The sequence below is a fragment of the Okeania sp. genome (assembly GCF_035285525.1).
In the GTDB taxonomy this organism is placed as follows: Bacteria; Cyanobacteriota; Cyanobacteriia; order Cyanobacteriales; family Microcoleaceae; genus Trichodesmium.
In genome coordinates this window covers 1-12835 of sequence record NZ_JAYKGW010000198.1, presented here as the reverse complement: position 1 = coordinate 12835, position 12835 = coordinate 1, and the positions used below count along the sequence as shown (strand labels likewise).

Genomic DNA, 12835 nt, shown 5'->3' with positions numbered 1-12835 from the left:
AGATGAGTTGTTAATTTAACTGAGAAACCCTCCTCTACTTGCGTTATATCATAATCATTGGGGGGCGGGTTTATCTAATTTCTAGATAAGTTGTTAATTTAACTGAGAAACCCTCCTCTACTTGCGTTATATCATAATCATTGGGGGGCGGGTTTATCTAATTTCTAGATAAGTTGTTAATTTAACTGAGAAACCCGCCCCTACTTGCGTTATATCATATTTATCAGTTGACAATTAATAATAATAATTTAAATATTATGTGTTCGGATAAACTTTTACAACCAGATTTAGTTCTCGGTAATTCAGTTTTAAGTCTAACATCGGAAATTCTGCAAAAATATCAAATTCAAGGTTTAGTATTAGATGTAGATGAAACTATTGTATCAATTCGTGATAGTCAAGCTTCTCCTGAATTAACTGCATGGGTAGAAGAAATTAAAAACGTAGCAAGTTTATGGTTAGTTAGTAATAATCTTAAACAAGAAAGGATAAGTAGAATTGGTAATTCACTAAATATACCTTATATTGCTGGTGCTGGTAAACCTTCTCGTCGTAAGCTAAAAAAAGCTGTTGATGCTATGGATTTACCAGTCGAAAAAGTTGCAATGGTAGGCGATCGCTTATTTACTGATGTATTAGCAGGAAATCGTTTAGGAATGTTTACTATTCTGGTTGAACCTATATCTAATCATGGTTTAGGATTTTCTAAGTATAAAGTTCGTACTCTTGAAATTTGGATTTCTCAGGTATTAGGAATATCATTAAATTTAACTAATTAGGAAATAAGGAAGAAGGAAGAAGGAAGAAGGAAGAAGGAAGAAGGAAGGTATTCAAAATCTACCTTGTTCTACTATTCTTTGTGCCAAATGGTAGAAATATAGATAAAGTTTTTTCTAATAAAAATTATTGTCTTGATTGGTAACTAATCTTTCTATAAAGCTACTATTAAATACTGTTTTTCCTTATTAACTAGAAACAGTTAAGAAAGTAGCAGAATATAAAATTGGAATAGTTTATATTCTATTATTAAATGATTGTTATATAACAGCTTTAGAGACGTATCGCTGCGCGAGATGTTTGCAGAACATTCCCGTGTACGATAACGGATTTTTGTTATGCAGCTTCTACTTCCTATTTTCAGAACTAATGGGATATTTTTTTACTTGAAAGTTCCTAACTATTCCCTATTCCTTGTTTAAGAAAATCTGGTTTCCATATTTTTATTTTAAATGCTATAGTAGGGATTTATATTATTAAAATAAAAAATCATGTCTACTGTAAGTTTAATCAAAGCTAATTCTTATAAAATTAACGAATTAGAAAAATCAATAGAAAATCTTTTAGCACCATTAGGAGGAATTAATGCTTTTGTCAAAAGGGGCGATCGCGTCCTCCTTAAACCAAATTTACTCACAGGTTCTCGCCCTACGAAAGAATGTGTAACTAGACCAGAAATAGTTTATTGTGTAGCTAAAATGGTAAAGGAAGCAGGTGGTAAACCTTTTTTAGGTGATAGTCCAGCTTTTGGTAGTGCTATGGGTGTAGCTAAAGCAAATGGTTATTTATCTTTGTTAAAAGATTTAGATTTACCAATAGTTGAATTTCATGGTAAACGTTACGATATAGTTAGTCAAGAATTTAATCATTTATTGTTAAGTAAAGAGGCAATGGCAGCAGATGTAATAATTAATTTGCCTAAGCTTAAATCTCATGTTCAACTAACTATGACAATGGGAGTAAAAAATTTATTTGGTTGTGTACCTGGAAAAATGAAAGCTTGGTGGCATTTAGAAGCAGGTAAAGATGCTCATCGTTTTGGTAAAATGCTGGTAGAAACTGCAAAAGCGATTAATCCAAATTTGACAATTATTGATAGTATTATCGGTCACGAAGGTAATGGTCCGATTGGTGGAGAACCTAAAAATTTAGGTATTTTAGGAGCATCGACAGATGTATTTGCTCTTGACAGAACTTTTGTAGAAATTTTAAATATTAATCCAGCAGAAATTCCTACAGTAGCAGTTGCTGAAAAAATGGGATTTTGTTCAGATTTAAAGATGGTTAATTTTCCTTTATTACAACCTGCTGAAGTGGTGGTAAAAAATTGGCAATTACCAACAGATATGAAGCCTATTGATTTTGGAGTGCCACGCATAATTAGGTCTACTTTGAAACATTTATTTGTTAAATTTATTCAGGAACCAATGAAGATTTAATCTATCACAATCCTATTTTATTGGTGCATAAAAATCTTACCTTCATAGGATTGATATGCTAATTTCAATTTTACAGAAACTTGCTCAAGTCATTTTGTTATTTACAGCGGTTTTCCTGCACAGTAAACCACAGTAGGGACGTTGCATAAGGGCGTCCCTACAAGATGCAAGGTTATGGCGATGTGGTCGATCCATTTGAAAAGCGCTGTAAGCTAAATATTCCATATTTATTTTCTGAATTGTAGTAGATTAGTTGACAAACAAAAGTTTGACACAATACTCTAAGTAAAATGGGAAAACTGCTATTATGAAGAAAACTACCAAAATCACCATATACTTCAGTCTTTTTATCTTAGGTTCTACGCTTTCTTCATGCCAAGTATTGGGAGGATACCTTTTGGAAAAAGTTGCCGACTGTGCATTGTTCAATCAATGTCCGCAACCCAGACAAGAAACCGAAAGACAACCACCTCCAGAAACAGTTCCTAGACAAGAAACCCAAAGACAGCAAGTACCGGAAAAAAATCAAAAAATTGTTCCAGAAAAATTTGATCCATTTACTATAGAAACCCAAATAAATCAAGGATATGTTTTTTTATCTAGTAAAAGTGGCGAGCAGTACACAGGAAGAATTATTAACTCAGAGATTAGGGATAGACAAAATTGGGAAGAAAGTGGAGTTGCGGCATGGATAGATTGGGATGACGGTCAAACTTCTTCTATCTTATTTATGAGTAATTTTAGAGTTGGAGTCTGGCAAACTGGGGTTGAGTATCGAGGGAAATGGTATTGGGGAAACAACGATAATTTATTATATGTAAAAATGGATGGAGGCGCTCTATATAAGTTTAGTAAAAGACGACTAGATTCTCAAACAAATCGACAAAAAAACCTTCGCTCATCATCAGAAAAAGCTTTAAGAAATTACTATCAAAATCTCAACAATTATAAGTATGAAAGTGCTTGGAATTATTTATCCTCTAGAATGCAGTCTGAAGGATATCAGTCCTACATAGATTGGTGGACTCAAGTTCAAAAGATAGAGGTAATAAGTACCAAATTAATATCAGAAAATAGATTTAATTCTACAGTAGACAGCAGATTACGCTACATTACAAAATCTGGTCGAGAAATCAATCAAAAGCTTCGGTTTGATTTAGTTTGGGAAACAAGTTCCGACCATTGGCTAATTAATAAAGTTGAACGTTTAGCATTGCTGAATTAGGGAATTTTTGAAATACAACTTCAAATTTAAAACTTCTGACTATATTAATAGAAAATAAAAGATGGAAATCCTATTTTTCTGCTCTATCTAAAATCGAAAAACTATTGCACAATAGTTTCATTTTTCCTCAACTCAAACGAGTCAAGGAATAAATATAATTGGGATAGGGATCTTGCCTACCCGAAAATATTTAACCGATAGGTTACATCTCAAAGCTCATCTGGATTAATACCTTTTTGCCTCAAGATTTCTGCTAGTCGGTCAGCTCTTTGCCGTTCTTGTTCAGCTTTTTGCCGTTCTTGTTGTGCTTGTTCGTCTCCTGTTAATAAAATCCTACCTGACTTATCGCACCACCGCAGCCAATTATATTCTTTACCTTCAAATTTTCCAGACCAAATTGTTAGTCCTAAATTTACTTGTGACAAAAATAAATTATTTAAGAGGATATAATTTTTTCCCTGCAAATAGTAAATTCCTAGCATAGGTTCACCTAATTGATGAAGTGGGTCAAAAACTACATAATAAGCTACTCCAGAACGAGCATAATCTTGCAATTTACTACCTAGTTCATTTCCAATTTTATTAGAAACAATTTCAATTGCTACCTCTGGAGATTTGCCGAACTCCCAGACAAAATAAGAACGGTTCTTTTTTTTGACTCCAATCTTGAGGAACTTCTATTTCTAAACTTAGAAGAATATTTGGTACAAGGGGTGGCTGTTTTAGACCATAAAAAAGTCCGACATTAGCAGTAGCTAAAAATGGAGTATCTGTCTGGAAAGAACTATAGAGAGTAGAGGTTAATAGTCGTTGTTATTTTTCAGAAATTAGGTAATCCAGAGGTGTATCATCTTCTGTGATTATATGACTAATATCGGGAGTTGGTATTTCCCAATTTTCAGTATGTTTTTCTAATATTTTTGAGGGTGATTTACTATTTACTTTTGTTGGAGATGTAGACATAATTTTTGATTGCTATTTTGCTCCAAACTATTGTGATAATGTGTATAGCAGGGAACAGGGAACACTTAACTGGGAACAGCGGGAAAAGTCTTTCCGTGGTCTTTGATTCATCATCATTCCATTGTAACACAGCCTTCTAGGCTGTCATAGGTGTACCATACTAAGATGGAATCCGCTGTATATGATTTAATAACTCAGATTTATGGCTGAAAATTTAGTAGAAGTAAAAAAAGCTGGCTTCATTCATTTTTATTGTGCTTGAGCTGACTGCTGAGGTGCTAATATCTTAATCAGGACTTACGCAAATGGAAAGTATTTTCGTCATTGCGACCGGAAAGAAGCAATCTCAAACCCCTATTTTTCGTACCTCATGCGTAAGTCCTATTAATGCTATTAAATTATAGCAATTTTTATACTTGTGAGGTACAAATATAGGTTTTGGGAAATTATTTAATATGATTTTATTTATCTTAACTTCTACAACTTCAAATATAGTCGGTATTATTTTCCTTTTAACTGGTATTGCTAAAGTTATAGAACCTTGGAAATTTACTCAATATATTACTAAACTCAACTTAATAAACTCTCAATTAATTATACCCTTTGCTCTAACTTTTACTGCTATTGAATCAGCTTTAGGAGTTGGTTTAATTTTAGGAGTTTTTCCAACTCTAATAATGCCAATAAGTATTTTATTATTATTTGGTTTATCAATACTTACTTATTGGAGTACATCAACTGGTAAAACTGAAGATTGTGGTTGTTATAATGGTTGGTTAGAAATTACTCCTACTCAAAGTTTAATCTTAAATACTGTTTATATTTTTCTATTATTATTCACAGAATTTTTTGGTAAATATCAACCTACTATTTTCTGGCAATGGTTAGTTGTATTAATAACTTTTATAACTACTTACGCTTTAGCTAGTGGCTCTCTAGAATATATGCAAAAAAATGGTCATCCTTATATAGATTTTACCCCATTGCAAGAAAACCGAATGTGGCAAATAGAATGGCTAGGAGAAGATTCAAAATCTTTAATATCTGGGTCTATAATTGTGGTTTTTATGAGTCCTGAATGTTCTCGATGCAAAGATTGGTTAGGTGTGTTGAAGTTAGTACAATGGCAAGATGACTTACCAGCAATAGTAGGATTGATAGATACAGAAAATATTCAAGTAGGGCAAGATTTTGTAGATAAATATTTTCTGAATTTTCCGGTTGTGGCAGTGAATAAAAGGTTCTATAGAAAATTGAAAATAGAGGTAGTACCTACGGCAGTTCTTTTGGAAAATGGAGTTATTCAAGAAAAATGGATCGGGTTAATGCCAATGTGGTTTATTAATAAGATTAATCGTTTTTCCATTGAGTAACAAAAGTACCTTTTTTAAGGTTGAAAAAAGTACCAAGTTTTCAATATAGTTACTGATAATTACTATATCCAAGTCATTGCGACGGTAACAGGGTGGAAGAAAGCAATCTCCGCACAACCTTGAGATTGCTTCCTTTCGTCGATAGGGACAACTATTCAACTAGATTCTATATGAGTTAGGACTTACCCATTGGGAACGAGTTTTGGGCATCTGAGATTGCTATCCTGACGGACTGCTTCCCATTCATGTCGGGGAGCGAAACGCTATCGCTTGCTATCGCAAAGCTGCGCTTTTCATGTCGCGTAGCGTTTTATGTCGTCTCAAGCGCCGAAAACGCAATGACGGAATCACCTTATTTGGCTTAAGTCCTATGAGTAATAATTATTTAAGTGCATTGTTACAGAGAAATGTTATAAGATTTTTATGCACAAATAAAATAGGTTTGCTATAGATTCTAATTATTAACTTACTAAATAATAGTAGCAGCGGTAAAGTCCTAATTGGCAACAACAAAAACAACACCATCAATGGCAAGAAAGGTAACGACAAACTCAACGGCAAAAGGGGGCGACGACAAATTATTAGGAGGTCAAGGTCAAGATACTCTCAACGGTGGCGGTGGCAATGATACCCTCATTGGTGGCAAAGGAGGCGACTTATTTGCTTGTACTACAAAAGGTAAATATAGTCAAGAGGTAATCGGCAAAGACACCATAACTGATTTCATTGTGGGTCAAGACAAACTAAATCTCGACCCTGATACTTTCACCAAACTAGACCTCGAAAGGGATTTCGCCCAACAATTTGCCATAGTCACCAATAACAAAGCAGTTGCCACCAGTGATGTTTAGATTGTTTACAACACTAACAATGGCTATTTATTCTATAACGCCAATGGCAACAAACCTGGCCTTGGTAGTGGTGGTCAGTTTGCGACTTTGGATAATGCCCCAGAAATAAATCCTAAGGATTTTATTGTTTAATAGTTCGTAGCGATCGCTCTAGGCGATATTAACTCTTGAAGTAATTACTACAAAGGCAATTTTTGGATATGTCTATTAGACTCTCTATAAATAAAAATTAAAATTAATTCTTATCCATAAATCATTAATTATATCAACAGGACTTACGCAAAGGTACTATATGTAGGGTAAAAAAACTATTGCGCAAGGGTTTTCAGCACTATATGGGTGGCTGCGTAAGTCCTGATCAAATCCGGTTTAGAAAAGCTGATTACAGAGATTCATATTATGCTTCACTTTATAACAACTATAATAACCGGATTTGGTATGACAGCCTAGAAGGCTGTGCTACAAAGTGATCATTCTATAATAACCGGACTTGGTATGACATTATATCCGGATCAACAGATATAAATAAATTAGGGAGAAGTCAGGAGAGGAAGAAGAGGAAGTTTTTTTTATCACTAATTATCCGGACATGATATTATTCTTCCCAGTTAAGCGTTAAGCGTTAAGTGTTAAGTGTTCCATCTTTTATAGAGATGTCTATTGATTCCCGAATCTAAAAAAGTCAAGAAATTTAAGGATTTCCTGACCTTATTAATATCCAACTACTTTCCCATATTCCGCTTCATTTTTTCTAGTTCTTCATCTGTTTCCAGACTTCTAAACTGTTGCTCTAACTCGTCGAATACATCACCAAAATTAGAGGAACTGGTTTGATTCCATCCATCAGTTTGCCAACGTCTTTCATTCCTGGCAGCATTACGAGTAGCTTCAACTTCAGCAGCTTTGACTCGTACCTCCTCACGACGCTGTTTAATCTGATGATACAGTTCTTTTGCCTGCTGAATACGCTCTTTACATCCTTGCATTTGTCCCCACTGTTGATTACCTTGTCGCAAAAAAGATGCTTCTCTTTCTTGGGCAGCTTGGACTAAATCTAGTCTATTAGCTTTTTGTGCTTTTTCAACTCGGTTATCCCAACGCTTAACTTCTTGAGCAGTAGAAAGAATATCTTGCTCTAATTTTTTTTCTTGACGTTGGAGTTGGGCAATGAGATTCAAAGTATCTTCTTCTTGTTGGCGTAATTGTTCTTCAAGCGCCTGCAGTTCTAAATGAGGATTATTCTGTAGGAACTCTTCAAGTCTGTTTTCCAGAAATTCGCTAAAATCGTCAAATAAACCCATAAATTATTTCAGTTATAGCGCGTAGCGCTAGGGAATAGGGAACACAGAAGGTGGGAACAGTAGAATATCAAAGGGTTTTAGGATTTAGAAATGTCCGCGCCCTTTGGTTCTATTGCTCTATCAGTTATCAGTTATCAGTTATCAGTACCTCCAGCTAAAGCTAGAGACTTAATATACTTGGGACTTACGCAAAGGTACTACATATAGAGTCTGGCTCAGTTACGAGATACGCTTTTTCGTATAGGAAATGGGAGCGCATTCATGTTGCGTATCGTTTCATGACCGCTCAAGGGCGGAAAACACACCCTACTGCTAAAGCTAAAAACTTACGGCACTTTTTAAGATGGTGAGATATACTCAATCCCTATTGTAACATAGCCTTCGTTTTGAGTAACAACCTGGAAGGTTGTGTTACGAATGATTGTGAGGTACACCTATCGGGGGCTTTCCGGCCCGCACTAGAGAGATTTAACTCGGACAGGACTTAAACGGCAGGCACTATATATAGAGTCTGGCTCAGTTACGAGATACGCTTTTTCGTATAGGGAATGTTCCAGTTTCCATGTCGCGTAGCGTTTCGGCGCTTGAGCCGACATATAAAGCGGAGCTTTGCGGAACGCAAAACGCACCCTACATATAGCGTCCATGCGTAAGTCCTATCTGAAACTAAAATTGTTGCCCGACAAAAACAGAACGAACTTCACCATTACGGCGAATCACAGCTTCCTGGTTAACCACTTGTACAAGAGTCCAACCACTACTACCAATGCTCTCGCCCACATATATTCGACGGGCGATACCATCAACTTCAAATAATGCAGCAGAACGTTCGCCTAACTCCAAAACACCTACTAAAGTATTAATAGGAGTTTGAACTTGATTAGTTGCTATTGTTTCTGTCACAGATACTTTTGCTGATGGAGGTGGGGGTAATGCTGTTGGTTGTGCTGTTTTTTCGGTTTGAGATGCTGGTTTCTCTGGTGCTGTTGTTTTAGCTGATGGTTGTGGTTTTGGGTTGGTTTCAACTTTTGCCGAACTAGAGCTATCAACTTTAGCTTTTGTTTCTGGTTTGACTTCCACTTTCGCAGCTATTTGAGTTTCCGGTTTATTGGCAACTTTGGTAGGTTTCGCCGAACTAGAGGTATCAACTTTACCTTTAGTTTGTGGCTTCTCTTCTACTTTTGCAGCTATTTGAGCTTCCGGTGTAGTTTCAACTTTGGCAGGTTTCGCCGAACTAGAGGTATCAACTTTACCTTTAGTTTGTGGCTTCACTTCTGCTTTTGCAGTTGTTTGAGGTTCCGTTTTCTTGGCAACTTTGGCAGGCTTCGCCGAAGGAGAGCTATCAACTTTAGCCTTAGTTTCTGGCTTCTCTTCTACTTTTGCAGTAGTTATTGGAGCTTCCGGTGTAGTTTCAACTTTTTTAGCAGCTTCTGTGGAAGCTCTAGGTGCAGATGCTGCTGATAGCTTTGGGGAAGATGGCTCAGATTTTGGTGTAACTGCTACCGTTACCGGAATAGGTGGAATTATTACTACTTGAGTTTCCGGAATAGTAATAGCTTCTTTTGCTACTTGTGCTTCCATTAGATCAACCAGTCGGTTGAGCGGTAAAAGTAAGCTAGTATTCATGGATGGAGTCGCCGACACTGGTACTCTTGGTAAATTTTCATTAGATGGAGGAAGTGGTATCCCCGGAATTTGTGGTTGTTCCTGAGTAGCTTCTTTTTCCTCAATCATTTTGAGCGATCGCTCGATATAATCTGCAAATTTGGCATCTGCTTCTTGAGAACTCAATACCTCTGATGATTCATCAGGTTTTTCTACATAACCTAAATAGCTCAAAATTTTATCAAATCCACCTCTAGTTAATAACCATAGAGAGAGAGTTACTAATATAGATGCAAAAGCTGTGCCTAAAAGTAGTTTATCTAAAGATCGATTTTCTTTTTTCTTCGCTTTAGCTTCAGCTAATTCTTTTCCCGTCTGAGATTGAGTGTTTTGAGGTAAAACTATTTGAGGCACTTTGATTGGTGTCAAAGAAACAACTTCTGGTCGAGTTACCTTCTTTGGTAAACGACTACCTCCATCCAATACTCGATCAATATCATTGAACAAATCTTCCATCAAATTTTCGGCAAGATTGTCCACAGAAACAGACTGTTTAAATTTGGAGTTTTGCGAATTTTCTGTAGTTCTTTGATTTGTTGTCATCTAAAAATCCTCCGGTAATTAGGTTTGACTTGGTATTAGAACTAAAACCCAAACAAATAAGTTATATCAAATCCGGTAATATCGGTATAAAAGAGCATATAAACTGGGTCTGTATTAAATACTTCACCATACTAACATCTACAAGACCTAACCAGAAACCTGGTTTCTTTACGGAAATTTCGTGGTTTGAACAACCATCTCACAGCAATAACCGGGTTTCTTAGTTACTTTAGGTAAGTCCCGATCTACTTTTCGTAAGAGTAACCCAACATTAGTAATATTAAATTCGGTAGTATCGGTATAATTCTTACCTAGTAGGGGTTTGGAGACCAAACCCCTACCCACTCCGAGTTTTCACCAATATTGATGGTAAACCTTATTCGCCAAAACAAGGGAATTTTATATTAAGGTTTTGTTGGGTTGAGGAAGGAAACCCAACCTACTGGTTACTAGATTTTTAGCTGTGTCAGTCTAGTAGCAAAAATTAATTTCTTTGATATAACTAAGGTTTAGGACAAGTTCCTAATTTCCAGTCAACATAAAGATCGCGGGGGTCTGTTTCTCGTAACCAACTAACGAACCTTTTATAATCAGCTATGTTGTAAGCAGCTATACAACCAACAGTACCAGGAGAACCATAACTTCGATTCCAGTCAATATGAATTTCGATCGCACTTCTTTCTGTTGTACCAGGTTCTAAATAATCTAAGGGAACTGTTACGGGACCAATACCACTTTGAAAGATGCGACCATAATAATTATCCTTACTATCAGCCCAAAGAATATCATTAACATACCATCTTCCTTCGGGTAAAGGTTCTCCAGTCATTGCTCGACTCTGAGCAGCGGTACGGAAAAACTGTCGGGTTGGAGCGCCACAACAAACTTCTAATCTATCTTGTATTTTCCCACTTTTAAAATAGTCTAAGTTAAGTACATAACACCCATATTGATCCTTACGGTTTGTCTTAGTTAGGAGTAAATAATTTCTGTTTGTTGTGACTGGTGGTACAGGAGGAGTTGGAGGCGGAGTTTCTCCCCATAATTTGTTCCAAGTGATTGATTCTACTGTACTATTAGCTGCGGTAGGCCCAAAATAATCTTTTTTAAACTCTATAACTGCAAGTTCAGTTTTCTTACCAAAAATAGGCTCAAATTCTCCTGAATAATATCCTAAATCTGTCAATCTACCTTGTAAAATTCTGACATCATTACCTTGACTACCTCGCACTAATACACGGTTGAGTTTTGGAGGTGTACCTTGACGATATATATCAGAAAGACGATTAACTGAAATTCTTTCACCAGCAGGAATTTTTTTATTCCCAGGAGCAATCACATAATAGGAAGCATTTTGATACTGAGAAAAAACATTAGATAATAATTCTTTATCAAACTTTTCTAGAGTTAAAATTTCTATTACTTCACCGCCTTTCCAAGCTACAACTACAGTTTTCTTATTTTCATCTCTATATCCTTCTAACCAAGTTACTTCATCCTGTTTAGAAAATTCACCTTCTAAAGGTTTTTTTTCTGCTCCTGCTGTGAGGAATAATCTCTGTTCATCCGCACGACGAGATACTAACCCTGGTAGTGGCTGAAAAACACCATTAACCACCCCATTTACCCAACGCGAAAATTCATTAGCTGCTCCTCGATAGTCTCCTTGATTGAGTTTGCTTCGTAATGTACTACCTTGAAATGCACCAGTTCCTACATTGTAAGAAAAAGATACTAAAGCATCAAATTGGTTTTGATTGACAGGAACTGTGATTAGTTTAGTAAGTTCTCTTGCTGTTTTGGAGCATTCATACCTGAGATATGCTTCTGCATTCCTTTCCGAAATTCTGTCTCCTAACCGAACTTTTTGCCCATCAGGATAACGAGTGGTTCCATACCCAATGGTTGGTATTCCCACTGGGTCTAGATAAGCACTCAGATAAAGTCCTTCCCATTTTTTGATTAAGTCTAAGCAATTTTGTGATATTTCCATGGCAATTAAATAACTTACAGCGGATTTCCTGTATATGAAGTAAAGATAGTAATTATAAAACCTTTCGTAGCACAGGCATTTTGCCTAAAATAACTTTACCACAGCCTTTATGAAAGTGGGAGTTTCAGTTTTTTTATTTGAACATCCTGATGAAGATTTACATCTAGCCAAGAAACGAACTACAGAATACATGGCATCTCTCTGAAGAAAAGCTATAGAGTGAAGATTTTTTTAATAAGAAAACACAACGGTTATTAGACTGTTATGAAATGGGTAAAAGTAGTTTGCTCCAATGGGGAATAGTGTATTATCGGAAAGAAAATTAAAACAATTTTAGGTTATTATTTTTGGAGATAATAGGACTTACACAGAAACCTGGTTTCTTTACAGAAATTTCCTGGTTTCAACAACAAGATAACGGCAATCAAACTGGTTTCTTGGTTCCTTTGCGTAACTCATGATTAAGTTTCTGGCTGATATATTTCAATCAATTTATTTCTTGAATATAAACCTGATTTAATCGTAACTTCTGATTTTTTCACATTAAACTTTTTCGCCAATAATTGAATTAATTCTTGATTAGCTTTACCATCTACAGGAGGAGATTTTAAACATATTTTTAAACTTCCATCTGCTTCAGTTTCCATACTTTGTTGTTTAGAGTTTGGTTTAACTTTTACTTGAAAAATAGTCATCTATTTTTTC

At 35.7% G+C, this 12835-nt stretch carries 11 protein-coding genes; 5 read left to right on the top strand and 6 right to left on the bottom strand.

The features are described 5' to 3' along the window. Positions 1-257 precede the first annotated feature (257 nt). From VKJ25_RS19075 to VKJ25_RS19065, 3 genes are all read left to right on the top strand, one after another. Positions 258-779, top strand: a complete 522-nt coding sequence (locus tag VKJ25_RS19075; protein WP_324238222.1) for a YqeG family HAD IIIA-type phosphatase — start codon at positions 258-260, stop codon at positions 777-779. A gap of 489 nt (positions 780-1268) precedes the next feature. After that, entirely contained in the window at positions 1269-2216 is a 948-nt protein-coding gene (locus VKJ25_RS19070; protein WP_324238221.1) for an Npun_F2552 family protein, read from the top strand. A gap of 307 nt (positions 2217-2523) precedes the next feature. Continuing rightward, positions 2524-3441 carry a hypothetical protein gene (locus VKJ25_RS19065; protein ID WP_324238220.1) on the top strand — a complete coding sequence of 306 codons (918 nt, stop codon included), beginning with the start codon at positions 2524-2526 and terminating at the stop codon, positions 3439-3441. A gap of 209 nt (positions 3442-3650) precedes the next feature. Here VKJ25_RS19065 and VKJ25_RS19060 read toward each other — a convergent pair whose 3' ends face one another. Beyond that, entirely contained in the window at positions 3651-4106 is a 456-nt protein-coding gene (locus tag VKJ25_RS19060; RefSeq protein ID WP_324238223.1) for a Uma2 family endonuclease, read from the bottom strand. A 148-nt stretch (positions 4107-4254) separates the two neighbouring features. Further along, positions 4255-4404, bottom strand: coding sequence for a hypothetical protein (locus VKJ25_RS19055; protein WP_324238219.1), 150 nt, complete (start codon positions 4402-4404; stop codon positions 4255-4257). Positions 4405-4859: 455 nt separating this feature from the next. On the opposite strand from VKJ25_RS19055, the gene VKJ25_RS19050 reads away from it, so the two are divergent. Both VKJ25_RS19050 and VKJ25_RS19045 read left to right on the top strand, forming a co-directional pair. Then, positions 4860-5777, top strand: a complete 918-nt coding sequence (locus tag VKJ25_RS19050) for a TlpA family protein disulfide reductase (RefSeq protein ID WP_324238218.1) — start codon at positions 4860-4862, stop codon at positions 5775-5777. Between the two features lie 500 nt (positions 5778-6277). Continuing rightward, a complete protein-coding gene (locus VKJ25_RS19045; RefSeq protein ID WP_324238217.1) occupies positions 6278-6628 on the top strand; it encodes a M10 family metallopeptidase C-terminal domain-containing protein in 351 nt (116 codons plus the stop codon). A 722-nt stretch (positions 6629-7350) separates the two neighbouring features. Here VKJ25_RS19045 and VKJ25_RS19040 read toward each other — a convergent pair. From VKJ25_RS19040 to VKJ25_RS19025, 4 genes are all read right to left on the bottom strand, one after another. Further along, entirely contained in the window at positions 7351-7929 is a 579-nt protein-coding gene (locus tag VKJ25_RS19040; protein WP_324238216.1) for a TIGR04376 family protein, read from the bottom strand. 666 nt (positions 7930-8595) lie between these two features. Continuing rightward, a complete protein-coding gene (locus VKJ25_RS19035; RefSeq protein ID WP_324238215.1) occupies positions 8596-10137 on the bottom strand; it encodes a hypothetical protein in 1542 nt (513 codons plus the stop codon). Positions 10138-10639: 502 nt separating this feature from the next. Beyond that, positions 10640-12130 carry a glycoside hydrolase family protein gene (locus tag VKJ25_RS19030; RefSeq protein ID WP_324238214.1) on the bottom strand — a complete coding sequence of 497 codons (1491 nt, stop codon included), beginning with the start codon at positions 12128-12130 and terminating at the stop codon, positions 10640-10642. 461 nt (positions 12131-12591) lie between these two features. Further along, positions 12592-12825: a DUF167 domain-containing protein gene (locus VKJ25_RS19025; RefSeq protein ID WP_324238213.1), complete on the bottom strand. Its 234-nt coding sequence runs from the start codon at positions 12823-12825 to the stop codon at positions 12592-12594. Positions 12826-12835 lie beyond the last annotated feature (10 nt).

What these genes read in the sequence shown, in the direction of transcription:
- VKJ25_RS19075 (WP_324238222.1), top strand. Translation starts at nt 258, where the DNA reads ATGTGTTCGGATAAACTTTTACAACCAGATTTAGTTCTCGGTAATTCA.
- VKJ25_RS19070 (WP_324238221.1), top strand. Translation starts at nt 1,269, where the DNA reads ATGTCTACTGTAAGTTTAATCAAAGCTAATTCTTATAAAATTAACGAA.
- VKJ25_RS19065 (WP_324238220.1), top strand. Translation starts at nt 2,524, where the DNA reads ATGAAGAAAACTACCAAAATCACCATATACTTCAGTCTTTTTATCTTA.
- VKJ25_RS19055 (WP_324238219.1), bottom strand. Translation starts at nt 4,404, where the DNA reads ATGTCTACATCTCCAACAAAAGTAAATAGTAAATCACCCTCAAAAATA.
- VKJ25_RS19050 (WP_324238218.1), top strand. Translation starts at nt 4,860, where the DNA reads ATGATTTTATTTATCTTAACTTCTACAACTTCAAATATAGTCGGTATT.
- VKJ25_RS19040 (WP_324238216.1), bottom strand. Translation starts at nt 7,929, where the DNA reads ATGGGTTTATTTGACGATTTTAGCGAATTTCTGGAAAACAGACTTGAA.
- VKJ25_RS19035 (WP_324238215.1), bottom strand. Translation starts at nt 10,137, where the DNA reads ATGACAACAAATCAAAGAACTACAGAAAATTCGCAAAACTCCAAATTT.
- VKJ25_RS19030 (WP_324238214.1), bottom strand. Translation starts at nt 12,130, where the DNA reads ATGGAAATATCACAAAATTGCTTAGACTTAATCAAAAAATGGGAAGGA.
- VKJ25_RS19025 (WP_324238213.1), bottom strand. Translation starts at nt 12,825, where the DNA reads ATGACTATTTTTCAAGTAAAAGTTAAACCAAACTCTAAACAACAAAGT.